Genomic DNA, 24,629 nt, shown 5'->3' on the forward strand with positions numbered 1-24,629 from the left:
TATCGCCCGCATGTCATTTGCCGGTGAGATGCTCGGGAAGGGTCTCGCGGCTTTCCATGTATTCTATGTCCTCCCGCTTTCGGATCACGTGCGGCTGTGAGGCCTCGTCAATCAGAACCACGGCCGGGCGCAAATGGATGAACTGCATCGACTGATCGAAATTGTATGCGCCGACCGGGTGCAGGGTCAGATAGTCCCCCACCCGCAGGTGCGGAAGGTTGACCGTTTCGCGGATGATGTCGATCTCCATGCAGAGATCCCCGATCAGGCGAGTCGGGTAAATCTTGCCGGGGACGGCCCGTTGAGGCGTGGCGTTGATCGCGAACCAGGCGGCTGTGAACAAAAGGTTGACGCCGGCATCAAGGACATAGCCCAGTTTTGCGGGATGCCCCGACAGGCTGTGTTCCTTGAACGCCAAGGCGGACAGGGGCGACCCTGCCGGATGCCTGTAGGCCGCGCCCTTGATCGCGACGACCGACGTGATCAGGTACCCCGCTTCGTCCACAAGGTACCTGCCGGATTCAAGCCGCAACAATGGCCTGTCTTTTTTCGGCAGGCGATTGAGTTCCGAGGTGATCGCCTCGGCATAGCTTTCGATGGGTGGAACGCTTTTTTCCGGCGGACCGGGCATTCCGTGCAAAAGGCTGTTTGACGGAAATCCACCACCGAGGTTGAGGCATTCAACCTGATGTCCGGTGTCGTCCTTCAGTTCCTTTCGCAGGCCCAGCATCGCTTGCGTGGTGACGCGGTAGGCTTCGGGATCCAGAAGATAGGTTCCGATGTGACAGTGCAGCGTGTGGAGTTTGAGCGAGGGGTTTTCAATGATCCGGCGCGCCGCATGGTTTGCCTCGCCGTTTGCGAGGTTGAAGCCGAATTTCGACCATAGCGGCGCATGGGCGCTGTTGAACCAGATACGGATGCCGACGTCGTATGTGCCGCCCAATTCACTTGCGACGCTTTCGATCGTCGCCAGTTCGTCCCAGTTGTCTATCTGGATCAGCGCTCCTTCGCTGAGGGCACGTTCGATATGATCGCGGCGTTTGTAGGGGCCGTTGAATATGATCTCGTCGCCGTTGTAGCCCAGATGCCTGGCCTTGCTGTACTCGAAAGAAGAAACAACCTCGGCCTTCCAGGACTCCTGCTTGAGAATCTGGCAGATCGCGTCGAGACGGTTGGTCTTGAAAGACCAAGCAAAGCTGGTCGTTGGGTAGCGCGACTGAAAGGCCTCGCGCATGCGCCTTGCCTGGCCCCGGACGGTGCGTTCGGAAAAGACGAACAGGGGCGTTTCGTACTGTTTCGCTAAATCCTCGACAGCGACCCCGTCGATTTCTTCGAGGGTATTTTTCAATACGCCCCGCGACAGCGGGTTTCGTTCAGCGGCCGATTCAATTGGCAGGTTGCCAAGCTCGTCCGAAATTTCGGGTCCTTTGTAGGTTTCATCCATGATCAGGAAACCTTTTCTTGTTTGGCATCGCCCGGCCATTCTCCGGCCGGTTTCACGACAGTCTTGCTGTCGATGCTCATGTCGGCGACGGTTTCGATATCGGTCACGATGTCTTCGCAGTGACGCAGGAACATTTTCCCCGGCGCACAGGGTTTCAGAACGGATGTGTCCATTCCAAGTGCCTTGCGCACGGCAAATGCGGGCATGTTGCAACCAATCTTGGCCGGAAAGGATATCCAGGCCGGAAAACGCGGATTGATCTCGAACAGATACCGTCTGCCGCCTGGCGGCTGAACGAATTCGATCTCGAAAGGCCCCGACCATTTCAGGGCTGCAATCAGGCGCTCGGCTTCGGTGGTCATTTCGGGATCATGAATGACGACGCCGCCAAAGGCTTTGCCCAGCTTGGTGCGCAGCAGTTTCCGCATGGCGCAGTGCGCAACAATTCCGCCTTGGCCGTCACCCAGTCCCGCGACAACGAACTCTTCACCATAGATCGCCTGCTGCAACAGGACCGGTCCGCCCCAGACATCGAAAATCCTTTGAAAGGCCGCGTATAATTCGGCCTCGTTGCGCACCAGGTTCGCATCGTACATCGCGCCTTTTACATAGCAGGGATACCCGGTCTGAGCCGCAAACCCTGCCAGAGCGGCGGCGCTTTGCGCGGCGAAGGTCAGCGGGGTGGGCACGTCTGCCTTCTGGCCCAACCCGGCGAGGTATTTCTTTTCTCGGGCAGCAAGCGATTTGGTTGATGGGGCCAGAACCTTGATCCCCATCGCCTCGATCTCGGACCGGAGGGTAATCACGTTTTCCAGCTCACTGTCGAGCGTTGGAACGATCAGCGAGATGTTCTCTTGCGCGTGAACCGCGCGAAGACGGTCAATGAATTCCTGCGGTCCAGAACCCGGATATGGAAACAGGTATGCGGCGTCGGCCCGGTCGGGCCCGTAACTGTGGGCGCCGCTGTCAAGCAGGTCATAGCTGATGCCGATCATCCGCGCTTCGGGCAGTTCTGCGCGAACAGATTCGATCACCGCACCGCCCGGTTGCGGGCTTTCGCCACGGTGCAGTCCGCTTACGGCAATGACGGGTGGGTTTGCAGCAGCGCTCATTTTTCCGCAGACTTTTTCTGTGGAAGCAGCGCCATTTCATCCAGCCGCATCAGAAACCGTTCCGTGTCGCTCATCGCGACAGCGGGGGTCACGCCAAATTCGGTCATGACGTCCGTTTCGATTTCCTTGCGGTCCAGCCCACGCCATGCGGCCTGCAGGATGAATGCGCCTTCGCGGCTCGTCGTGAAAAAGGCGCCGGTCCTGGTGTTGAATACAAAACTGTCGCGAAAAACCCTGATTGGGTTTTCGCGGTCCTGTGGCGGCTTTTGCTCGGATAGCGTTGTTTTTTTCATTCTTGAAATTCCCGGGTGCCCTGGCAACGTTACTGTAGTGTTAAAGGGATACCATTGATCTTGATCAAGTATTTTGCGGCCATATCGGATATGTTGAACGTCGAAATTCAGTGCGCCGGGCAAAGCTGCGCGGTGTCTTCAGACTGGGGGAGCCTCGGCAATGCAAAGAACGACAGGCCTGACACGATTAGCCACAATTCTAACGCTGGCTTTGTTCTCCGCCGTTGCCGGGCGCGCCGAGACCCTGCGCATCGCGCCACATGCTCATCTCTATTCAATCGACCCTGTATCCACCATGGAATACATCACGCGATCGCACGGGTATCTTGTCTATGACACGCTTTTTGCGCTGGACGAGAACCTTGAGCCGCAGCCGCAAATGGTTTCGGAGTGGAGCGTTTCCGAAGATCAGTTGACCTGGTCCTTTACGCTGCGCCCGGATCAGACGTGGCATGACGGAACCCCCGTGACAGCAGAAGACTGCGTGGCGTCCCTGCTCAGATGGGGTGCGCGGGATGGTCAGGGGTTGTCGCTTGTGGCCAATATGCAAGCGATAAGCACAACGTCGGACGACAGTTTCACGATCACGCTGCGCGGGCCCTATCCGCGGTTGCTTGACGATCTGGCCAAGACGTCGCTGAACGTCCCGTTCATGATGCCAAAGCGCATTGCCGAGACCAGCCCCTATGTCCCGATTACGGATGCGACAGGGTCGGGCCCCTACCGGTTCGTCGCCGAAGAATGGGATCCGGGCAAGCTGGCCGTTTATGTCAGAAACGAAGATTATGTACCCCGGGATGAGCCGACATCCTTTGGCGCCGGGGCCAAGAACGCCTATTTCGATCGTATTGAGCTGGTCGGTTACGTTGCACCAAAGGCGGCGCTGCAGGCGCTTGTCGATAACAAGGTGCAGTTTGTCGAAACCCCCTCGATGCTGGATCTGAGCATGCTGGACGGACGTCAGGACATCCGAACCGATGTGTTCGATCCGACGGGCAACTATGGGCTGGCGATCTTCAACCACCAGATGCCCCCTTTCAATGATCCCGCCATTCGCCGCGCTGTCCTGCTCGCCATGGGTCAGACCGCGTATATGAATGCCGCGATCCGGGACAAGGCGTTCTGGTCGCATTGTCTGTCGGTCTATCCGTGCCACACAAAATATTCACAGGTAATCCCGACATCCTATTACATGCAGGGCAATATCGAACTTGCCCGCAAGGCATTGGCGGACGCCGAGTATGTCGGCACCCCGGTCGTGATCATGGACCCGGTGGACAGCGCCGTTCTGTCATCGTTCTCAAAGGTCTCGGTCGCGCTGTTGCGAGATCTCGGAATGACGGTCATTCACCGCCAAACGACTTGGCGGGAATTGCGCGAAGAGGTGGGTATCAGAACCGGAGAGTCCGGCGTTGTGTGGAACATGTTTCATACCTGGTGGACGGCGAACGACCTGTCCGACCCCATGCATATCCTTTTTTCCGGAGATCCGAATTTTGGCTGGGTCGGCTGGCCTACGGATCCCGAACTTGAAGCGTTGCGCGCGGAATACGTCGCGGCCGAAGACGATGAGGCCCGCGCGGACCTGGCAAACCGCATCCAGGACCGGATCGTGCAGAGCGGCAACTTTGGGGTGCTTGGCCAGTTCATCCAGCCCATCGCATATCGGGCATCGCTCGAAGGGCTCCAGCGCCCGTTCCAGATGTATTACAACCTGTCACGAAAACCGTGACGACCCGATTTCAGGGATCCGCCTAGGTTGACAGGACTTTCTGCTGAAGCGCGATTTCTCGCCGAGAAATCGCGTGCGGCGTGAGCCGAGTAGACTTCTCTTTCCAGTCGAATTACTTGCCACGGACTCCAGTGGCTGGTGCTGCCGTTTGCAGGCAAGCGTCAAATTTGTGCCACTTTTAAGCGCAATAAGAGCCTCCGCCCGAGAGGTTCGGCAGGTCCGGGAGTTCACAAGTGACGATCCAGCAAGAACTGAAAAATCTGTGGAAGACAACCTTCGGACGCGCGACATCAGCGATCCGGGCAATTGCCCTGGCGACGCTGGTGTTCGTGCCTGGCCTTCCGTTTGGACCGGTCGCCCAGGCGGCGACTGGTGTGCAAATCCCATCGGGCAGCAAAGCGAATTTGGCCCTGGCCGGCAGGCTGCACCGACCGTCCGCAAAAGGGCCCGCGCCCGCCGTCGTTCTCATGCACGGCTGCGGCGGATGGCAGGCACCGGTTTTGTCCGCGCTGGAAGATTACGCGCGGTATCTCTCGTCGCAGGGCATTGTGGTTCTCAATCTCGACAGTTTCGGGCCGCGCAAAAATGGAGGCGGTCGCGTTTGCGGCAGTTTCAAGCGGCTTGCTGCGGCGCGCGATTACAGGACGCAAGACGCATTCGATGCGTTGAGCTATCTGCGTGCGCAGTCTTTTGTGGACCCGGAAAACATCTTTCTCATCGGTCAGAGCAATGGCGGAAGCGTGGCGCTGATCGCGGCAAAGTCGTCGACGGAACGGCGCTATGCGAAAGGGACCTCGGGCTTTCGCGGTGTTGTGGCACTGTACCCATGGTGCGGTGCGGCGGGGTCCTTGCGCCCGCGCCTGTCATCACCGCTGCTCATCCTTGGAGGGGCAAAAGATGATTGGGTGCCGCCCAAGGATTGCACACGTTTTGCACCCAACGGCGCGGCGTTGAAGGTCAAGGTCTATCCGAACGCGGCGCATTCCTTTGATGTCAAAATCCCGGTTCAGCGGTACCTTGGGAAACTCGTCGGGTTCAATCAGACCGCGGCCTCACAGGCGCGCGGTGAAATCCTGAACTTCATCAAGACCCACTCGACCCGCCGCTTCTGAGACCACCCGGTCCGGTTGGTGCCGGGTGATCCCTCGTTTCGTCAGTGACAAATGCATTCCCTTTTCGCGGCATCGCGTGAGGAAAGAGCGTGCAAGAATGCCCGACCCGTCAGCGGCCGGTCAGGGCAGGGCACATGCCGGCAGGATTTCGACCTCAGGCGGGCAGGAACTTCCCGGGGCGGTCTGGCAGACGGCGGTCCAGAACATGCCCACAGTTTCGCAATAGTCATCGATCCGTTCCTGAGCGTCAAAGAGACCCTCGAACGCGTCCAGCACGCTGGACAGCTCATCCTCGGTATCGCTGGTGAACAACTCGTGCGCATCGAAGGGTTCAGCGTGCGGCGCCTCGGAGGGAAGGAAACCCAACTCCCCATTCACGGCGCTGATGACCAGCGACATGTTCTCCAGCGGCTCGAACGGGGTGTTGCCGTTGGTAAAGGGCGCATCAAAGACCCAATTCGTCTGGGTGCCGAAACAGGCGCCTATCGGACCGGAAAACCGGATCCCTTCAAGCGCAAGGGACGGTGGCACTGTCTCAAGCGATTGAAAAGGCGGTATATTGACGGCGCTGTCGCCCGGGACCTGCCAGAAAATACTGTCGGCATGGCGAATGCTGAGGGCGCAGAACGAGTCTGGCAACAGAATCTCACCGTTCTGCTCCGGCAGCCAGTCAGGCAGCCAGCGGCGGGGGATTTCGATGCTGAACGGGGCATCGCCGATCTGGGTGAACTGAATGCGCAGGAACACGTCATCGGTGATCGTCACGTGGGGCGGATTTGAAGGCAGCACAGGCTGTGGCGGATCGGGTTGCGGAAGCGGCCTTGGGTCATCGGGATCGACATCGCCAAAGCGGCGCAGTTCGAAATCCACCGCCTGACGTCCAGCCGCCTGCTGTTCGAGCGAAAAGGTGAACTGCTGACCCGCGCGCCGGAACCGGGACAACCGGCTGTTTCCGTCGCCCTGACGCCAGAGCGCGAAATACACATCCTCGCCCCGGGCGTTTTTGGTGCGCTCTATATCGAACAGTTCCCATCCGTCCGATACCATCCTGTCCCGCAACTGCATCAGGTTTTCGCGTGGGCGAAAACCGGTGAAAACGGCGGGCGGGGTGTCGGCGCGATAGAGTCCGATGAACCGGATTTCTCCGTCGATCACCAGAGCCTCGACGTCGTGCAGATGCAGCCCGAGCGTTCTGAACAGGTCCTTGCGTTCGAGGAACTTTGCGATGGGCAGCGGGCGGTCGACCCGTTGATCCCCGGTGCCGGGACGAAAGAGCGCAAGAAAGCGCAGGCGCCCGTTCTCGCGATAGGGTTCGACATCGATCAGCCGCAATCCATCAGAGGCCCGGGAGCGCATAAGCGCCCTAAGGGCGGCCAGACCTGTAACCCGGTCCAGCGCGTTGCCGCCCGAACCTTCGGTCCAGAGCCCGGCATAGCCGCGACGCCCGTTGGCGATCATGGTTTCGATATCGACCAAGCGAAGAACACCTTCGGCACGAAAGGTCTCCATCCTGTCCTCGAATTGCTCAAGGCTGAGCAGGCCAGTGTGCAGGCTGCGTCCGGTTCCCGCGTGCCAGACAGATTGGAACCGTGTGTCCTGGGCGCAGGTGGCCGAGGCTGCGATACAAAAGGCAGCGATGGTAATGATGCGTTTCATTGTAATCTCCTTTCTTGAAAAATAGCGGCGCGGCTTAGGCATAGGCGGCGTGATAGGCATCAATCAGAACTGTGTCGGGGTTTCCCACATCGTCGCTGTTGGTCAGCAAAACGGCGTCGATCCCGTCGGGAAAGGCGATCATGCTGCCGTGGAATTCCCGGCCGCCGGTCGCGAAATCGCCGTCATGCCCGTAGTACGAGCCGCGGTCCTGCCCGTCGCGATGGCGGAACCCGAAATAGGTCCCGTTCCAGTTCAGCATGGTCCGGCGCGCGGTCCGGGACAGCACCGTGTCGTGCCGGAAATGTGCCATGAACCGGGCCCAGTCGAGCGCCGAGGCGAACCAGCCATAAGCCCCGATGGCCGTCGCGGTAAAATCGCCCCAGGAGCGTCCGTCGGAAAGGGAATTGGCGTCGTAGTAGAGGCAGGGCGCGGTATTATCGGCCTCGCGGGTCATGCCGGTGATCCCCATGGGGTCAAGCACCGTTTGCGTCGCGACATCGACATAGGGGGATCCGGACACCGCCTCGACCACATAGGCGAGAAACCAGTAGTTCCAGTTCTCGTATCTTGTGCTTGTTCCAGGGGCGTTCGTAAGGGGCGTCCCAAGGGTGCCGGGAAACCGGGACAGGCGCCCCGGCCCGTTGAACCCGGACCGATGGGTCAGCAGGTCACGGATGGTGATCTCTCCAATCGTGTCATGCGCCCCGGGGAATGTGGGTTCGATGAACGGATAGGCGGCATCATCAAGCGACAGCTCGCCATCGTCGATCAGCTTCATCACGGTCATGGCACAGACCGGTTTCGCCATCGAGGCGCTGACCATCCGTGTATCTGCTGCCATTGGGCGCTGGTCGGTTTCGGCGGCGGTGCGGGCGTCGCCCAGACCGCCGGCATCCACAAGTTGACCGTTCTGGACAATGGCCCAGGAAAACCCGACTGCGCCGCGGTCGGTCATCTGTTCGATCAGGGCGTTCACCATCCGGTTCCGGTCAAAGACCGGCCCGTGAAAGCCCAGAACGCCCGGGACAATATTATCCCAGTGGCTGCGCCGGATCAGCCGTCCTGACAAGGCGCGTTCGCGTGCGTCGGCATCGACCCGGTCTGGCCAGGCCTCGGTGAAATCGGGGTCGATCAGACCTTCGAAGATCAGTGCTTCGTCGTCGCTCGGGGTTGGGGGAATGCAGGACTTGTTCATTGGAAAACCTCTTTTTGTTGGTGTGCCGGTCAGAACGGCGGGTCGCTGTGGAATGCGTTTCAGGGAAAGGGATGTTTCGAAAATTTCGGGGGATCAGGCCGGGGTCTGTTTGCGGCGCAGCACGAACAGGCCCATCAAACCCGCGATCAAAAGCGGCAGGCTCGCAGGCAGCGGGACCGAGGCGATTTCGGGTTGGGGGGTGTATTCGACCGCGTTCGCCTGGAAAAATGAGGTCTTCATCGTGATGGATGCGCCCGGGTCCAGACTGACGCCGAAAATATAGCTGTTCTGGCCTTCGAACGTCGCTGTTGTGGTGCCGCCATCGCCAATCGCCGTTGCGCTGGCCGTGAAGCTGACGCCGGAGATGCCACCCGAGTTGATCAGCAACTGTTCGGTGATCGTCGCACCGGGGGCGCTGTCTTCGATGCTGCGCTGGTAAACGGAGATGGGGAAATGGGTCAGGCTGGCCCCGTCGCCCAGGTCAAACAGCAGGTTGAACCCACCCGAGGTCCGGGCGAACCCGTCGATGCCCGTGTACTGGGCCAGCAGATCGGCTTCGAACTGTCCGAAGATGTTGAAAGAGATCAGGTCGTCCGTCGTGTTGTCGAACCGGAAATCGCGGCTGATCGACAGGAATGACGACGCGGACGCGGCGATCGGGTCACTGGTGATGCTGGCACTGGCAAAGCCTTGTTGCGTCACGGATTTCCGGGTGATGTCGAAATTGTCCTGGTCGGGATCGGCCTCGAACAGGTTGGTGTTGTCAAAGCCGCTTTGGGCGCCTTCGAAGCCATTGGGCAGCAGCGTGGTGCTGCTGCGCGAAAGCTCGGCCGCCAGGGGCGGATCGCTGAACGGGTTGCCGACAACCGCGTCGCTCTCTTCGGTCAGGACTGCCGCGGGGTCATCCACGGCGCTGGTGGCACCAGTGGAAATTTCCAGTGTCCCGCTCCGATTGACGATATCGATCCCCTCGGGCGAATTGCCGCCGTTGATGACAAAGCTGTGGGACATGTCCAATCCGCTGAGCGCGGAAATCGGGGCTGCGATGGCGGTGTTGGCCGACAGGATGGCGGCCACTGACAGGGCAATACGGGCGTGTTTCATGGCTCAAATCGTTCCGTTGGTATCGATTTTTAAATGTTTTGCGCGGGATTTGGCCCGTGCCTGCCCAGTGTCGGATAGGGGCAGTCAGACTGCCGTCAGGTCGGATCTGACGCTGTCCTGACGTTGGCCGTCAGATGGTTGACCGGACGGAACCGCAAGCAGGACGGCCATGCAGCGCGAGAGCAAATCACCAGGTGGGCACCGACCACGATCGGGCGCATCGCTTGTCACAGAGATGTTTCTGCCGCATGATTTTCGCAGTGGGCAGCTGACTGCGACCGCGACGGGTTCGCCCAGCACCCGGATCAGAGGGCGGGGGCAAATGTCGGACCGACAAAATTCCCGATTGGTGTTTAGGCTTTTTGGGACGCCTCGGGCGCAGCTGACCGGTGTGCGCCGGTCCGAGGTGACGGGCGCGCGCAACTTGGCCCTGATCGCGCTATTGGCAAGATCCACAGGCATGCAGCGCAGCCGCGCCTGGCTGGTCGACACGCTCTGGTCCGATAACACAGTGGAACGGGGGCGGGCCAATCTGCGCCAATTGCTCCACGCGTTGCGCAGCACCATGGGCGACGCGTTCGATGATATTTTCGAGATTTCCCGCGACAGCATCGCATTGCGGCCCGGAACCGTCGATCTGGTCGGGGGGCCGGCGGACGGCACCTTTCTCGAAGGGCTGGATCTGGAGCAGGAAGGGTTCGAAGACTGGCTGCGCGCACAGCGGCTGAGCGAACCGGCGGCCGTTGCCGTGGCCCAACCGCCGGACCGGGCAGATCATTTCATTCTGCCGCGGATCATGGTTGTGCCTTTTACCGAGGCAAGCCTGTCTTCGGCCACAGGGCTGGGCGACGCGCTTGCACATGATCTGACCGGTCATTTCGCGCGCTCGCAGCTGATTGATGCGATTTCGCATTTCTCAAGCCAGACGGTGACGTCCGGGGCGCATGTGGACCTTGACTGCGATTTCGCGATGACCGGTCAGTGCCGATTGGCAGGGGATGCGCTGACGGTCGATGTCTCGTTGCTTGAACTTCCCGGCAGCAGGGTCCTGTGGTCGGACCGGTACAAGGCCAGCCTGCGGGATTTCCTGGCGGGCGAGGATGTTCTGGCGCATCAAATCTCGGGGCAGGCGCTGCGGATGATCATGTCGGGGTCGATCGCCGCCAGCTCCTCACGGCCGCTGCCGGAACTGGCGGCGCATACGTTGCTGATCTCGGCCGTGGCCCTGATGCATTCCTTTGAAAACAGTCATTTCAACCGGGCCAAGGAGCAGTTGGAAGAGGTGATCTATCGCTGTCCGGAACATTCCGTGCCCCGCGCCTGGCTGGCGCAATGGCACCTGTTGCGCGTCTATCAGAAATGGAGCGCGGATCCGGCCAATGACAGCAACAGGGCGCAGGGCGCCATCAAGAATGCGCTGGATCTGAATGCGAACTGTCCGCTGGCGCTGTCGATTGACGGCAACATCCGCACCATTTTCGTGTCCGATTTTTCGGCGGCGCGGCAACGGTTCGAGGCGGCGCACGCGATCAATCCAAGCAGCGCGTTCAGCACCCAGCTGGCCGCCGTTCTGGCCACGTTCAGTGGTGACGGAGAGCAAGCCGTCGCCCTGACCGACCGGGCCTTTGCATTGTCCCCACGCGATCCGCGCCGCCCGTTCTTCCAGACCCTCAGCGCCGGAAGCTATGTCGCTGGCGGGCGCTACTCCGAGGCGGTCGAAATGGCCGAGGCGTCCCTGCGCCACAACCCGTTGCATCTGTCCGCGCATCGCTGCCGCGTGATTGGCTTGCAACTGGCCGGGCGCGAGTCCGAGGCGCGCAAGGCCGCCGCCGAGCTGATGCGGCTTGATCCGGACCTGCGGGTTTCGGCCTATCAGCGCGACCACCCGGCGGCGCAAACCGAAATCATTCAATCCTGGGCCGACGCTCTGAAACAGGCTGGGGTGCCGGTGAATTAGAGACATTATCAAACGGAGATTTTCATGCCGATTTTACAGTCCCTCCAATCCTTGCAATCGCTTCAGTCCCTGCAATCGCTCCAATCCCTGCAGTCGCTTCAATCCTTGCAGTCCCTCGGCGCCCCGGCCTCGTCCAGCCCGGTCGGGCATCTCATGGCGCGCGACGGGATCGCGGGCGTCTGGCAGGACGTCCCGCCACCGATACCGCGCGTGTTCGCAGACCCCGGCAACCTGCACGCTTGGGGCGCGCAGAACCGACAGATCATTCTGGCTAACGAAGTTCTCTCGCGTCTTGTCTACGGGACCGATCCGGACAGTCCGACGTTCAGCGTCTATCTGGTCGATCTGGCCGATCCATCGGGGACGTCGCCCAGCCTTGCGGCGGCGTCTTTGGCGCAGCTTTCCGCCCCGACCCCCGAAGATTTCGCCGCGCAGGCCCGGCTGGTGCATGATTACGCCGACCTGCGGGCCGACCGTCTGGTGGAAATCACCGATCAGGTTGCCGGGATGTTCGGATATTTCGCGCCGCTGTTGCCCGTTCAGCCCGACCAAATGCCAATGACGCTGGCGCTGGTGAAACTTGCTCAGGATTGCGCGTTGCACGTGGCGCAGCAGGCGAAACACGCGCTGGCCTGTCGTCGCCCCGACGCCGTGTCGGCGCAGATACAGCCCGTGATCGCAACGCCCGGCCACGGCAGCCTGCCCAGTGGACACGCCACCGAGGCTTTTGCCATTGCCGAAACCCTGCGTCGTCTGGTGCCCACCGCGCGCAAGGCCCCCGGTCTGGACAGTCAGCTGATGCAGATGGCGGCACGGATTGCTGTCAATCGCACGGTTGCGGGCGTGCATTTCCCGGTGGACAGTATCGCGGGGGCGATGCTTGGGTTTTGTGTGGCCGACATCATCGCCGCGCGCGCCGGTCAGCCGATTACGGTCAGCCCGATGCGGTTTGACGGTGCCGGCGCGGGTCGCACGGATTTCTTCGCCGCGCGTGTCTGGCAGAACGGTGAGCGTCAGACCCTGACCACCGACGACGGCAACACCCTGCTTGAAATCCTGCCCGGAAGCTTGGGGACCGACCTGTCGGCCCTGCTCAACCAGGTCTGGACGCAGGCCGCTGCCGAGTGGGACCTGTAAGATGGTCTATTCCTGGCACGAGCCTCTTGAGAATGAGGCGTTTCATCCGCGGCTGGACCCGGTCAGCGCCTGGCTTTTTCAGCGCCACAGCGCCTTTTTGCGGTCTGGTGATAACACGGGCGACGCGGCCATGCTCTATGGGATGGGGATCGATGCCCGCGGATTCGATCCGGCGGTGCCCGACGCGTGGCGCGCCTTGTCGATGGCCAACCCCGTCGATCAGGTCAGTTTCGACGGCCACCCGTTCAGCACAGATCAGCTGCAGCCAAGTCTGGGGGCGCAGTTGCATGAAATCCCGGATGCGCGGGTTTCGGTCCTGCCATTGCCCGACGGTGGTCCGCGTCCAGCTGATATTTTGCGCTCCAACCGGGGGATCGGCACGCCGGATATCACGCAGCCCGATACGCCGATGCCAAGGCCCCGGGCGATCATCGGTGTGATCGATCATGGCATCAACATCTTTCACCATCGCTTTCGGCGCGGGCAAACCGACAGCCGCGTGGGTTTTGCATGGATGCAGGGGGCCGCGCGCCGAGAGGAAGACCGCATTCGGTTCGGCCGGGAATGGACCCAGCCCGAGATCGAGGCCGCGCAGGCGGCGGCAGGGCCGGACGAAGATGCCCTGTTGCGTCTGATCGGGGCGGGTTTCGAACGCCCCGGGTATCGTCCTTTGGCGTTCAGGACCAGTCACGGCACCCATGTCCTCGATCTCGCTGCCGGGGTGGACCCCGATGACGCGAGTGGCGCAGATTATCCGATTATCGCGGTGACATTGCCGCCCGAGGTGACGCGCGAAACCTCGGGGTCGATGTTGGCTGTGCCTTTCGCGATGGCGCTTGAATATATCGCGGATCGCGCGCGCTGGATCATGCGGGCGCATGGTGCGATTGCGCCGGTCTATGTCAATTTCAGCTTTGGCCTGTCGGGCGGTCCCAGACGCGGTTTGCACAGGTTGGAACAAACCATCACAAATGTTGCCGCACACCATCAGGCACAGGTCAATGACCTTGTGGGACCGGGGGTGGCGCCCCTGACGGTGGTGACTGCGGCGGGCAACAACAATCTTGCGCGTGGCCATGCGCAAGCACAGCCCGGGGCGGGCCATCTTGACCTGCGCTGGCAAATCCAGCCCGCCGATCCCAGTGCGAACTTCCTGGAACTGCGGATCGCGCTGGGCGCCGCGCAAGAGGATGAAAGCCACGCTTTCGATCTGGACCTGACCCCACCGGGCGCGGATGCGCCGCTGACGGTCAGCGACGCGGGGTCGCCCGGAACGATCCGCTTTTTGCGGCGGGGCGAGGCCATCATCGGGCAGATGTCAGCCTGGAGGAACCCCGAAGGGATCATCGTTGTGACGCTTGCGATCGAGGCCACGGACCCGGGCCCGGACGCGCGTGCGGTTGCGCCGGCCGGGGAATGGCAGGTTTCGCTGCGCAGCGTATCGGCCGCGCCAGACCGGATCGATGCGTGGATTTTGCGCGATGATGTGCCCGGCGGGTTTCGCGACACCGGGCGACAAAGCTATTTCGTCGATCCGGTCTATTCCGACCGCGATGTACGCGGGTTCCTGCGCACACAAGACACCCCCCTGGACGGGGCCACAATCCGGAGGGCCGGGACATTGAATGCCTTGGCGACAGGTCAGCGGGACACCGATGACACCGCACCACAAGCCGCGCATTGCTGGGTTGTTGGCGGGTATATGCAGGAAAATCACCGTGGCGGCGCGCCTGTGCCCGCATCCTATTCGGCGGCCCCTCTCGAGGCACTGGGCGAAGCGGTGGATCTGAGCGCGCCCAGCGATCGCTCGCTTGTGCGGTCCGGCATTCGGGCGGCTGGCACGCGCTCCGGCTCAAAGGCGGTGCTGAGCGGGACCAGCGTCGCAGCGCCGCAAGTGCTCCGCCATTTTGCCTTTGGAACTGGCGCGTTGGAGGCGACATCAGAACAACCCAGGCTGGGCCGACATGTGGTTGTGCCGGACTGAGGCCCCGCTGATGGACATGGCCGGGATCAGGGGCGCGCCGGACTGCCCGCGAACAGGTCTACCAGATACTGAGCGGCCCGCCTGGGGCCTGCATCGTGCGCGGCCCGGAACCTGTCACAGGCACTGGTCATGGCTGCAACGCGCGCCGCGATGTCGGCCGGGGCCATGTCGGCCAGAACATCGAAATCACACCCGACGCCGGCCCGGTCCGTATACTCGGCCATCAGTTCCTGATTTCGGATCGTCGGATAGACAGACACGGGCGTGCCCGAATTCAGCGCCAGATAGGTGGATCCTGCCCCCCCTTGGGTCACGGCCAGCGGCGATTGCCGCAGAAACGGGGAAATCGGCGCATTGTCGAACTGCAAGACGTCGCCCCAGTCGACCCCGTTCGCCTTGTTGCTGAACACGACGGTATCGGTGCAGCGCAGAGCCTGTTTCACCTTTTCGATCGCGGATTTGTCCGGGCTTTTGCGGCCAGTTGATCCCAGGGCGACGATGAGAAACCGGGCCTCGCGAGGGAGTTCGGGATCGGCCTGCGCATTGGGCTCCCAGGTGCAGGACCCGGCAATGTGATATCTTTTCGGCAGCTTCATATCGGGCGGGATCAGGCCCGCCGGATCGCACAGGACCGTGTGCCCGATGTCATAGAATTCCTTGGCCGAGACCAGATCGGGCAGGCCGCTGGCGTGACGCTCGGCATTCCATGACGGTGAATGTTCAGCGAACAGCCGTTCCTGATCGGTGAAATTATCTGCGGCGGCGGTCAGGAAAAAGTTTGTGAAATAGACGATGTTGGGATGATCCAGCCGCAGCTGGTACAGCCAGGGAAGGGGGCTCATGTCAAGGCAGATGATGTCAGGGTCGAGGTCCCTCAACGTCGTTTCGAGGTTCTGTTTGAACCGGGCGCCACCGGGTGTGTCATATTCGATTTGATGCAGCGGAAAAACGGGCTGCACATGTTTTTGCGCATTGCGGCTTGTGGGCGAGACAAAGTGTATGTCCGCCTGTGCGGACACCCCCGAAACGGCCCGCGCAATGGACAGCGATCTTGCCACATGACCCAGGGCCGGGCCGACTACAAAGGCAATTCGCATGTGTTAATGGTGTCCTGCGGTCCGGGTTTGATGATTGCGCAATGTGACACCATTTTCGCCGGTTTTGAAAGGGACGCCGCTCCTGACTTTATGCGTTCGGATGGGTGGGCCTTGAAACTTCGAGGCGCCGATATCGGGCGCCTTTCTGCGTGGACCGGGGCCTGCGGACCTTCGGAAAAGTTGAAATTCCGCCGCTACGGGCTTTAATCTAGATTGAGGAAGTGACGGGCGACACGATGAAACTGATCCGGGTTCTTGTTATCTTGGCGTTTGCCGGTGCAGCGGTGTCTGTCGGGGCGGGCACGGAGCGGTCTGTTTTCATCGACATGGCGCGCAAGGGCTGGGTCTATGAACTGCGCTCGGCCATGTGGCGGCGTGATCCTGACAGGCCGCCGGTGCGGATCAACGGGCGGGATATGGCCGGTGCGGCCCTGTGTGTCGTGGGCGAGCGGCCCCATTTCCAGACGGCCCGCGTTCTTGAGACATTCAGCGCGCTGATGACCCAGACCTTTGGAAAGCCGGTTCCGATGCGGTATGGCGGCACCGATCTTTCGGGCTGCGGTACAGGGCGGATCGTGTATCTGAGGCTCTATTCCGGGCGCACGCCGCATCGCGCCTTTAACGACGATCTGCGCAAGATGGACGCGGTGTATGGCATCGGCCTGCCCGCCAATCGCGACCAGTATGTGATGTCACCCGCGCAGGCCCAGACGTTTTTCGGCCGCTACGGGCGTACCACTCACCTGCTGGTCAAACAGGCCGCGGCGGCGGTGCCAACCCCGCTGGAGCAGAGGTTCTTTACTTCGATCCTGATCGAGGAACTGTATCAGTCCTTTACCTTTGGCATGGATATCCTGCATTTCGACCGCCACGCTGCGTTTCTGTCAAAGCTAGAAGAAATGCCTTTGAACCTGCGCAATCTTCCCTGGGATTCCACCCAGTTCATGGAAGGTCTGCTGCGATCCAACCCCGGCGGGCTGTGTCCCTTTGATGTTTTCATGCTGCATGCCCTGGCCCATTCTCCGTTGGAACAATCCAATACTCCGGATTTCCTCGGGTTCATCGAAACCGAGTTCGACGATCTGCTGCGGCGCACCAATGTGACAGTGGCCCAGGTTGGGCTGGCGCCCATTCTCGACCCGGCCTGTACCGGGGCGAACTAGGACCATGGGCTGTGTTTGTGGACGCGCAAATTTCGCCTAGCATCCCGTCCAACACTGCAAACCCGGCTGGCCGGGAGGAGAGGGCCGTATGGATGTAAAGATCGCGACACCCGCGCTTGGATCGTTGCGCGCGCATCTGGCAGCGGGTCTGGTTGGCCACGACGTTCTGATCGAACGGTTGCTGATCGGGGTTTTGGCTGGCGGGCACATCCTGGTCGAAGGGGCGCCGGGCCTGGCCAAGACGCGGGCGGTGAAATGGCTGTCGGATGCCATTGACGGCGGATTTGCCCGCATCCAGTGCACGCCTGATCTTTTGCCGTCGGATTTGACCGGAACGCCGGTGTTTCGCCCCAACACGGGCGCGTTTGAATTTGTCCCGGGACCGGTGTTTCACAATCTGGTCCTGGTGGATGAAATCAACCGGGCCCCGCCCAAGGTGCAGTCGGCCCTGCTTGAGGCAATGGCCGAAAATCAGGTGACCAGCGGCAATGAAACCCATCCGCTGCCGGACCCGTTTCTGGTGGTGGCGACGCAAAACCCGATCGAACATGACGGGACATTCCCGCTCCCCGAGGCGCAGCTGGACCGCTTTTTGCTGCATGTGGTGCTGAACCTGCCCGATGCAGAAACGGAGCGGCGTATTCTCGATCTGGTCGAAGCTGAAGCTCAGGGCGGATCAGCCGCGCCGACCCAGTTGCATCTTGAGGATATCCGCGCCGCCAAGAAGGAGGCGATGGCCGTGTTCCTGTCCTCGCCGTTGCGCGACTATATCGTGCGGCTGGTCACGGCCACCCGGCACGATCCGTTTCTGGCCGACATAGAACATCCGGTGTCCCCGCGCGGCACCCTTGCGCTGGCCTCTGCGGCCAAGGCGCGGGCCTATCTGCACGGGCGTGATCATGCCTTGCCCGAAGACGTGCAGGAGGTGGCGCTGGATGCCTTGGCGCATCGTCTTGTGCTGACATGGCGCGCGGTGTCTGACGGACGTACGGCGCGCGCCGTGATCGCGGATGTGGTTGACGCTGTGGAGCCATTGTGACCGCGGCGCTTGATGTCCCCGGTATTGCGCTGCAGGCGTCCTCGCTGATCAAATTGCGCGCCCTTGCCCTAGGGCAGGATGAAAGTGGCCCATTGTCCCGGTTGCCCGGCGGTTTTGTGACCCGCAAACGCGGGCGTGGACAGGAAATGGCCGATGTGCGCGAATATGTGCAGGGCGATGACATTCGCCATCTCGACCGGGGCAGCACAGCACGGACCGGCACATTGCATGTCCGCTCATTTCAGGAAGAACGCGACCGCGTGACCGTCTTGATGGCCGATTTTCGCCCCTCGATGCTGTGGGGGACGCGGCGGGCGTTCTGTTCGGTCGTGGCGGCCGAGGCGCTGTGCCTGATCGGCTGGCGCGTGGTCGAGGAGGGTGGCCGCGTGGGCCTTGTGGCTGTGGGCGCTGGCGATCCGGTGGTGATCCCCATCCGCGGGCGCACACGTGGCATGTTGGGCGTGATTGGCGGTCTGGTGCGTGCCCATGATGCAGCTCTAAATCTGGCGCTTGCGGGTGAGCGTGACGACCCACCGCTGGATGCCGGGCTGGCGCGCGTGTCGCGCATCGCACCTTCGGGGGCCGAGGTGGTTATCGCCTCGGGGTTCGAGGCGCTGGGCGAAACCTTTGCAGATCGGCTGGGGCAGTTGGCACAGGTCAGCACACCGCGCCTTCTCGCGGTGACCGATGGGGTCTCGGACCGTCTTTCGCCGGGGGTCTATCCGATCCGCCTGCCCAACGGGGTGCGGCGCCGGGTCCGGATCACCGAGGCACCATCTGACCCGCGCGCACCGCAGGTCAGCGGGTTCGAAACGGTGCGGATCGACGCGGGCGACACGTCCGAGGCCATTGCCGGGGTCCTCAATGCGGCCTTTCCCGCGGACAGGGGGCCTTAGGAATGGCCGACCGGGCGCTGACCGAAGATGCCGTTCTGGCCGGGTTACAGGACATTCGCCTGCCGGCCGACGCGGCAGGCGGGGCCCTGGCCGAAGGGCTGGCCGCCGTCGGGCTGGGCATCTGCCTCGCGGTCCTTCTGGGTCTGATCCTGCGGCAAACGGCGTTTTCGCGCACCCGGCCCGCACGGTCTGCGGCGGCGGGTGGTCCGTCGCCTGATGATATTCCACAGTCGCAAGACGCGCGGCGCATGGCGTTGTTGCGTGAGTTGAAACAGCGCCGGCCGTCGGCCTATGACAGACTGCGCGCGCGCATTTATCAACCCGGCGGGCTGCCCGATATTGCCACGCTTGAGGCCGAGGTCCGGCGCGATGATTGAACTGGCCGACCCGCTGTTCCTGCTGCTGTTGCCGCTGCCTGTACTGGTCGCCCTGTTCTGGCCCGCCCGCGCGTCACGCGGCACGGCGCTGGCGGTGCCTGAACGGATCGGACAGGGCATAATGGCCGGGGCCGGGCATCAGGCTGGCGCTACCCTGTGGCGGCGGCAGGTTTTGCCCGGGATCATCTGGGCCCTGTTGGTGATTGCGGTAAGCGGACCGCAACAAACGGCGCCGGTTTCCGCGCTCAAGGTGTCGGGCCGCGATCTGGCGATTGCCATTGATCTGTCGGGGTCGATGGTGCGCGATGATTTCTTTCTGGACGATGAGGCCGTGACCCGGCTGGAGGCGGTGCAGCGTGTCGGCGCCGAGTTCGTGCGCCGTCGCGCCGGGGATCGGGTCGCGCTGATCGTCTTTGGCTCCGAGGCGTATTATGCCGCGCCGTTTTCCTTTGATACCGAGGCGATCGCCCGCCGGATCGAAGAGGCAACCATCGGGATTTCGGGTCGGGCCACGAATATTTCAGACGCGTTGGGGCTGGCGTTGAAACGGTTGAAGCAGTCCGAGGCAAAATCGCGGGTGGTCATCCTGCTGTCGGACGGCGTGAACAATGCGGGGGCGACGAACCCGCGGGGGGTGGCCCGGCTGGCGGCCAACCTAGGGGTTCGGGTGCACACGATTGCGCTGGGGCCAAAGGATCTGGAAACCAGCGCACCGGGCGAACGCGGCGTGGTGGACGCCGCCACCCTGCGCGCCATTTCCGAGCTGAGCGGCGGCACCAGTTTCCGGGTCCGCACGACCGAAGACCTGCGCGCCGTGACCGAAGCGCTGGACCGGTTGGAAGCGACCGACAGCGATGGTCTGGCGGCCGAGATATTTCAGGAATTGTGGGTCTATCCCGCGGCGTTGGCCGCGTTCTTGTGTCTTGGCCTTGCCTGGAAGGGCGACGCATGATGGCGCTGGGCGATATCACCCTGTTGCGGCCAGTCTGGCTGTTGGCGCTGCCTGTGCTGGTTGCGCTGGCCTTGATCCTGAGACGGCGCCGCGCCGTTTTGGGTGATTGGAACAAGGTGGTCGACCCGGAAATGCTCAGGGCAATGCGGGCGCTGGGACGTGTGGATGACGGACCATCGGCCTTGCACGGGATGTACCCCCTGCTGGCGGCGGGCATCGCCGTCGTCGGTTTGGCGGGCCCGGCCGTTGAACGGCGCGACGCGGCGGCGTTTCGCAATCTGGACGGGGTTGTATTTGTTCTGGACGCGTCGCCGTCGGTCACCACTGGTGATGATTGGACCGCAGTGCAGACCATGGGGCGCTACGCCATTGCCTCCCTTGGTACGCGCCCCGGTGCCTTGGTCCTGTTTGCCGGCGATGCCTATGTCGCAACGGACATGACGGCGGACCTGCGCCAGTTGGGACAGACCTTTTCGCTGATCTCATCCGAAACAGTGCCTGACCCCGGCACGCGCCCGGCCCTGGGTCTGGCGCTGGCCGCACAGGTTCTGGATGAGGCCGATGTATTGGCCGGTGACGTCATCCTGATAGGCGACGGCAAAGGCCTTGGCCCCAAGGCGCTGACGCAGGCGGCCGACATCGCGGCGCGCGGTGCACGGTTGTCGATGGTTGTGCCGGATCCAAATCTGCCAGCCGTGCAGACGCTTGTGAGCACGGGGCAGGGTCGGGCCTTTGGTTTGGCCGAAAGTGAGAAGCTGGCCCGGTTTTTGACCGAGTCGGGACGGGATCGGCTGGAACTGCAGCAATACCCGCTGCTGTTCTGGTCCGACTGGGGCCGGTACCTGTTGGTGTTTGCGCTGCTACCCATTCTTGCGCTGTTTCAGCGGAGGCAGACGTGATGCGCAAACTCTGGATTGCGGGTATCGGGATCGCCTGTCTGGCCGCCTCCTTTGCGCTGGGCGGCATGGCACCGTTGGGGCGGCTGTTTCTGGGGGCGGGTCTGCCCGGCATGGCGGTTCCGTTTTTTTCGACCCCGGATTGGAAAGGTGTCGCCCAGTATCGTGCAGGGCACTACGCCGAGGCCGCCAAATCCTTTGCGCTGGCGGATCAGATGCTCAACATGGGCAATGCGCAGGTCCAGCAGGGCAAGTATGCCGCCGCGCTTGAGGCTTATGACATCGCCCGGATATCGGGGGATGGCGATGCGGCGGCCAATTTCGATCTTGTCGCCGCCTATTACGCCGGTCTGGCGCTGGACCCGGATACGCCCATCGCCTGGTTCACCGAAAAAGATGGCGATGGGCAGATCGTGAAATCCTCGATCGCGCAGGGCAGTGCCCGCGCGGCGGGCGCGGGGGACGAATCGACGAACACCGGGGCGTTGCTGGGACTGCCCGAACTGGCCAGCCACGGACGCGTTTCGGTGCGCAAGGTGTTTGATGATAAATTCATGGTGGCCAATGACCGCTGGCTTGTCACTCTGGCGGATGTGCCCGGCGAATTTCTGGCCGCCCGGATCAAGCACGAACAAAAACGGCGCAGGAAACTGGGCCTTGCCCAACCCGTTCCGGAGGATCCGGAATGAGATGGCTGATCCTCATTGCGATGATGGTGGCCGGACCGGCGCTGGCGCAAACGCGCCACGTGAACCCCGATGATCTGTCCCTGACGGTGACGGTGGAAAACGACAATGTCGCCCCCTACCGGCAGGAGATGGTCCTGATCACCCTTCACGGTGTCTATCGCCGTCACATCACCCTCGAAAAGATGGAACAGCCTGATCTGTCAGGATTCAACTGGATGCAGTTGGGCCAGGATCACTGGTACGAAAGCCAGCTGCAGGGCAAGAAGGTCAAGAACATGAGACGGCGCATGGCGCTGTTCCCGGATCGGGTGGGCGAACTGACCATCGGTCCCTTCGTGCATCATCTGACCCTGACGGACGAAGGCGATGACTGGTTCGAACACGACATCCAGTCCGATCCGATCACAATCCGGGTTCAGCCTGCGCCGGTGTCGGATGACTGGTGGTTCCCGGTCCGGCGGCTTGAGATTTCGGACAGCTGGTCGAACGCTCCGGACCAGTTGAACGAAGGCGAAGGCGTGTTGCGGGTCATCATGGTCAAGGCGGTCGGCGCGTCGCCCGACATGATCCCTCCGATGCCCGAGTTGCTGTCACCCAGTGCGATGGTGTTCGCCCACCCCGAACAGCGGTTTGTGGAACTGTCGCCCGAAGGCCCGGTTTCAATGGCATTCTGGCGCTGGACCGTGCGCCCCAGCAACAACACCTCGGCCATTCTGGAGCCGATCAGTTTCAGCTATTTCGACACGACAACGCGCAAACAGCATGCGGTGGAAATCACGGCCCAACGGATTGCGATGAGCGAGGCGAATTTGCCGGACCCGGTTGCTCCGCCGGTCCCGGCAACGTTGTACGCGGTGCCGTCGCTGGCGGGTGGGGTTGCGGCCTTTGGGCTGGTGCTGGCCTGGATGACGGCCGGGTTTCATTTCATCGGCACCGGGCGGTTGCAAAGGTGGGCCTTGTTTGATCCCGTGCGCCGATCCCTGCGCCGCGCTGCCCGGCGCGGGGACATGGCCGGACTACGCCGTGCGGCGGTTGCGCTGGTTCGACGCGATGGGGAAACCGGCGAACGGGCGCGCCTGTTGGCGGCTCTGGACACTGCCATTTTCGGACGTGGTTCCAACCAGTTCGACACGCGCGCCTTTGCGCAAAAATTTCTGGAAAAGACCTGAAAGACAGGGTGTGTCAGCGGTCGGATACCCGCCACCTATGGCTAAATTGCTCGAATCTGCGCCATTCGGCACCCTGTTGAGAACGCCACAAAAACAAACAACGGCGTTCCAGGGAGGATTTCAAACATGGGACTGTTTTCAAGTATTTTCGGAGGCGGCAATACCACGACAAACTCGGCTCCTAAATTCAGCAACGTAAGAATTCATCCGGCGGTGGATGGCGGCGTGAAACCCGGGGCTGCCGGCTTTGGCGGCGGCACATTGAAATGCAAGTGCGCCACGGACAAAGTTGTCGTTCAGGTGTCGGATCAGACCGCGCATAACCACGTCTGCGGCTGCACAAAATGCTGGAAGCCAAGCGGCTCGGCCTTTTCGCAGGTTGCCGTCGTTGGCCGTGACAAGCTCAAGGTCACGGAAAACGAGAACAAGCTGCAGATCGTCGACTCCGCTGCTGCCATTCAGCGCCACGCCTGCAAGGATTGCGGCGTGCACATGTACGGGCGGATCGAAGACAAGAACCATCCGTTTTACGGTTTGGATTTCATTCATACCGAGCTGTCGGAGTCATCGGGCTGGTCCGCGCCCGAGTTTGCGGCCTTTGTGTCATCGGTCATCGAATCGGGTGTCGATCCGTCGCGCATGGAGGGCATTCGCGGGCGCCTGAATGAACTGGGTCTGGCACCTTATGACTGCCTGTCGCCGCCCTTGATGGATGCGATTGCTACCCATGTCGCCAAGTCGACAGGGGCCCTGAAGGCATGAAATAAAGGCCAATTGGGCCCCGAATTCGGGAAACAGTTTCCTGAATCGGCAAAACTGTGCGCGACAGTATGCAATTGTTGCGCGAAACTCCCGTTGTTTGCTACGCTTCCGGCGGGAGGAACTTTCATGAAGCATGATCCGATAGGGCAAATGCCTTGCGGTATTCGGTCGGTGTTGGTCATCGACGATCACCCGCTTTACAGCGATGCCTTGGCGTCCGCGCTGCGCCACGCGTATCAGGACTGCAAGATCGAAACCGCCACCACACTGGGCGATGGTTTGAAACGGCTGGGGCCGGATTTCGAACCCGATCTTGTCATGCTGGATCTGAAACTGCCCGATGTGACCGGGATCAGCGGTTTCCTGCGGTTGCGCGACCGGATGCCCGATACCCCCATTCTGGTGATTTCGGCGCTGACCTCGGTTGAGATCGTGCACGCGCTGATGGATGCGGGCGCGGCAGGCTTTGTGCCCAAGGATGCGTCGACTCAGACTTTGCAGGCGGCCCTGAACGACGTGCGCGACGGCGGCAAATACCTGCCACAGGAATATCAGCGGTCCCGCCGTGAACAGTCGCTTGCGCCAAATGTTCAGGAGGTCAGCCGCAAGATCGCGGAACTGACGCCGCAACAGACCCGCATCATGAAACGCATTTGCGCCGGAAAGCCGAACAAGCAGATCGCTTATGAGCTGTCCCTGGCCGAGGCGACGGTCAAGGCGCATATCACCGCGCTTTTGCGGCGACTGGGCGTTCAGAACCGGACGCAGGCAGCCGTTCTGGTCGAAAGTGCAAGTCTTGAGTCCCTTGCTCAACCCAATGAATCGGGCGCGCGGGCGTTTCTAAGTCAGTAAGAATAGGGGCG

The 24,629-nt window shown here is 61.8% G+C and carries 22 protein-coding genes; 15 read left to right on the plus strand and 7 right to left on the minus strand.

The window, feature by feature from the left end; genetic code table 11:
• Positions 1 to 13: 13 nt before the first annotated feature.
• Genes ACXYMO_RS14545 through ACXYMO_RS14555 form a run of 3 tightly spaced genes read right to left on the minus strand, consistent with a single transcriptional unit; the run spans position 14 to position 2,972 of the window.
• Entirely contained in the window at positions 14 to 1,444 is a 1,431-nt protein-coding gene (locus tag ACXYMO_RS14545; protein WP_458879441.1) for a type III PLP-dependent enzyme domain-containing protein, read from the minus strand.
• A 2-nt stretch (positions 1,445 to 1,446) separates the two neighbouring features.
• Positions 1,447 to 2,556, minus strand: a complete 1,110-nt coding sequence (locus tag ACXYMO_RS14550) for an ATP-grasp domain-containing protein (protein ID WP_458879442.1) — start codon at positions 2,554 to 2,556, stop codon at positions 1,447 to 1,449.
• On the minus strand, positions 2,553 to 2,972 hold the full coding sequence (locus tag ACXYMO_RS14555; RefSeq protein WP_458879443.1) for a PqqD family protein: 420 nt from the start codon (positions 2,970 to 2,972) through the stop codon (positions 2,553 to 2,555). The genes ACXYMO_RS14550 and ACXYMO_RS14555 overlap by 4 nt, the downstream gene beginning before the upstream one ends.
• A gap of 37 nt (positions 2,973 to 3,009) precedes the next feature.
• On the opposite strand from ACXYMO_RS14555, the gene ACXYMO_RS14560 reads away from it, so the two are divergent.
• Positions 3,010 to 4,581 (plus strand): ABC transporter substrate-binding protein, encoded by a 1,572-nt coding sequence (locus ACXYMO_RS14560; RefSeq protein ID WP_458879444.1) that lies wholly within the window; start codon positions 3,010 to 3,012, stop codon positions 4,579 to 4,581.
• 233 nt (positions 4,582 to 4,814) lie between these two features.
• The gene (locus tag ACXYMO_RS14565) at positions 4,815 to 5,693 is read left to right on the plus strand and encodes a dienelactone hydrolase family protein (protein ID WP_458879445.1); all 879 of its coding nucleotides are present in this window, start codon (positions 4,815 to 4,817) and stop codon (positions 5,691 to 5,693) included.
• 120 nt (positions 5,694 to 5,813) lie between these two features.
• Here the strand turns inward: ACXYMO_RS14565 and ACXYMO_RS14570 are convergent, their stop codons facing one another.
• The 3 genes from ACXYMO_RS14570 to ACXYMO_RS14580 form a co-directional block, all read right to left on the minus strand.
• Positions 5,814 to 7,349 (minus strand): hypothetical protein, encoded by a 1,536-nt coding sequence (locus ACXYMO_RS14570; RefSeq protein WP_458879446.1) that lies wholly within the window; start codon positions 7,347 to 7,349, stop codon positions 5,814 to 5,816.
• Positions 7,350 to 7,383: 34 nt separating this feature from the next.
• A complete protein-coding gene (locus ACXYMO_RS14575; protein WP_458879447.1) occupies positions 7,384 to 8,544 on the minus strand; it encodes a serine hydrolase domain-containing protein in 1,161 nt (386 codons plus the stop codon).
• A gap of 93 nt (positions 8,545 to 8,637) precedes the next feature.
• Complete coding sequence (locus ACXYMO_RS14580; protein WP_458879448.1) at positions 8,638 to 9,648, minus strand: VPLPA-CTERM sorting domain-containing protein; 1,011 nt, start codon at positions 9,646 to 9,648, stop codon at positions 8,638 to 8,640.
• 349 nt (positions 9,649 to 9,997) lie between these two features.
• Between ACXYMO_RS14580 and ACXYMO_RS14585 the strand changes: the two genes are divergently transcribed.
• Genes ACXYMO_RS14585 through ACXYMO_RS14595 form a run of 3 tightly spaced genes read left to right on the plus strand, consistent with a single transcriptional unit; the run spans position 9,998 to position 14,726 of the window.
• A complete protein-coding gene (locus ACXYMO_RS14585; RefSeq protein ID WP_458879450.1) occupies positions 9,998 to 11,605 on the plus strand; it encodes a hypothetical protein in 1,608 nt (535 codons plus the stop codon).
• 24 nt (positions 11,606 to 11,629) lie between these two features.
• A complete protein-coding gene (locus ACXYMO_RS14590) occupies positions 11,630 to 12,742 on the plus strand; it encodes a phosphatase PAP2 family protein (RefSeq protein ID WP_458879451.1) in 1,113 nt (370 codons plus the stop codon).
• Between the two features lies 1 nt (position 12,743).
• Positions 12,744 to 14,726 carry a S8/S53 family peptidase gene (locus ACXYMO_RS14595; RefSeq protein WP_458879452.1) on the plus strand — a complete coding sequence of 661 codons (1,983 nt, stop codon included), beginning with the start codon at positions 12,744 to 12,746 and terminating at the stop codon, positions 14,724 to 14,726.
• 26 nt (positions 14,727 to 14,752) lie between these two features.
• On the opposite strand, the gene ACXYMO_RS14600 is transcribed toward ACXYMO_RS14595, so the two are convergent.
• Positions 14,753 to 15,823 carry a glycosyltransferase gene (locus ACXYMO_RS14600; protein ID WP_458879453.1) on the minus strand — a complete coding sequence of 357 codons (1,071 nt, stop codon included), beginning with the start codon at positions 15,821 to 15,823 and terminating at the stop codon, positions 14,753 to 14,755.
• Between the two features lie 236 nt (positions 15,824 to 16,059).
• Between ACXYMO_RS14600 and ACXYMO_RS14605 the strand changes: the two genes are divergently transcribed.
• The 10 genes from ACXYMO_RS14605 (at position 16,060) to ACXYMO_RS14650 (ending at position 24,618) form a co-directional block, all read left to right on the plus strand.
• Complete coding sequence (locus ACXYMO_RS14605) at positions 16,060 to 16,986, plus strand: hypothetical protein (protein ID WP_458879454.1); 927 nt, start codon at positions 16,060 to 16,062, stop codon at positions 16,984 to 16,986.
• Between the two features lie 88 nt (positions 16,987 to 17,074).
• Positions 17,075 to 18,025, plus strand: a complete 951-nt coding sequence (locus ACXYMO_RS14610; RefSeq protein ID WP_458879455.1) for an AAA family ATPase — start codon at positions 17,075 to 17,077, stop codon at positions 18,023 to 18,025.
• Positions 18,022 to 18,921 (plus strand): DUF58 domain-containing protein, encoded by a 900-nt coding sequence (locus tag ACXYMO_RS14615; protein WP_458879456.1) that lies wholly within the window; start codon positions 18,022 to 18,024, stop codon positions 18,919 to 18,921. Before ACXYMO_RS14610 ends, ACXYMO_RS14615 begins: the two co-directional genes overlap by 4 nt.
• A gap of 2 nt (positions 18,922 to 18,923) precedes the next feature.
• A complete protein-coding gene (locus ACXYMO_RS14620) occupies positions 18,924 to 19,298 on the plus strand; it encodes a hypothetical protein (RefSeq protein WP_458879457.1) in 375 nt (124 codons plus the stop codon).
• Entirely contained in the window at positions 19,291 to 20,250 is a 960-nt protein-coding gene (locus ACXYMO_RS14625; RefSeq protein ID WP_458879458.1) for a VWA domain-containing protein, read from the plus strand. The genes ACXYMO_RS14620 and ACXYMO_RS14625 overlap by 8 nt, the downstream gene beginning before the upstream one ends.
• Positions 20,247 to 21,149, plus strand: a complete 903-nt coding sequence (locus tag ACXYMO_RS14630) for a vWA domain-containing protein (protein ID WP_458879459.1) — start codon at positions 20,247 to 20,249, stop codon at positions 21,147 to 21,149. Before ACXYMO_RS14625 ends, ACXYMO_RS14630 begins: the two co-directional genes overlap by 4 nt.
• The gene (locus ACXYMO_RS14635; protein WP_458879460.1) at positions 21,149 to 21,835 is read left to right on the plus strand and encodes a hypothetical protein; all 687 of its coding nucleotides are present in this window, start codon (positions 21,149 to 21,151) and stop codon (positions 21,833 to 21,835) included. The genes ACXYMO_RS14630 and ACXYMO_RS14635 overlap by 1 nt, the downstream gene beginning before the upstream one ends.
• Complete coding sequence (locus ACXYMO_RS14640) at positions 21,832 to 23,004, plus strand: hypothetical protein (protein ID WP_458879461.1); 1,173 nt, start codon at positions 21,832 to 21,834, stop codon at positions 23,002 to 23,004. Before ACXYMO_RS14635 ends, ACXYMO_RS14640 begins: the two co-directional genes overlap by 4 nt.
• A gap of 126 nt (positions 23,005 to 23,130) precedes the next feature.
• The gene (gene gfa, locus ACXYMO_RS14645) at positions 23,131 to 23,766 is read left to right on the plus strand and encodes an S-(hydroxymethyl)glutathione synthase (RefSeq protein ID WP_458879462.1); all 636 of its coding nucleotides are present in this window, start codon (positions 23,131 to 23,133) and stop codon (positions 23,764 to 23,766) included.
• A gap of 126 nt (positions 23,767 to 23,892) precedes the next feature.
• On the plus strand, positions 23,893 to 24,618 hold the full coding sequence (locus tag ACXYMO_RS14650) for a response regulator (RefSeq protein WP_458879463.1): 726 nt from the start codon (positions 23,893 to 23,895) through the stop codon (positions 24,616 to 24,618).
• The last annotated feature ends 11 nt before the right edge of the window (positions 24,619 to 24,629 follow it).

This window comes from Arenibacterium sp. CAU 1754, from assembly GCF_054482635.1.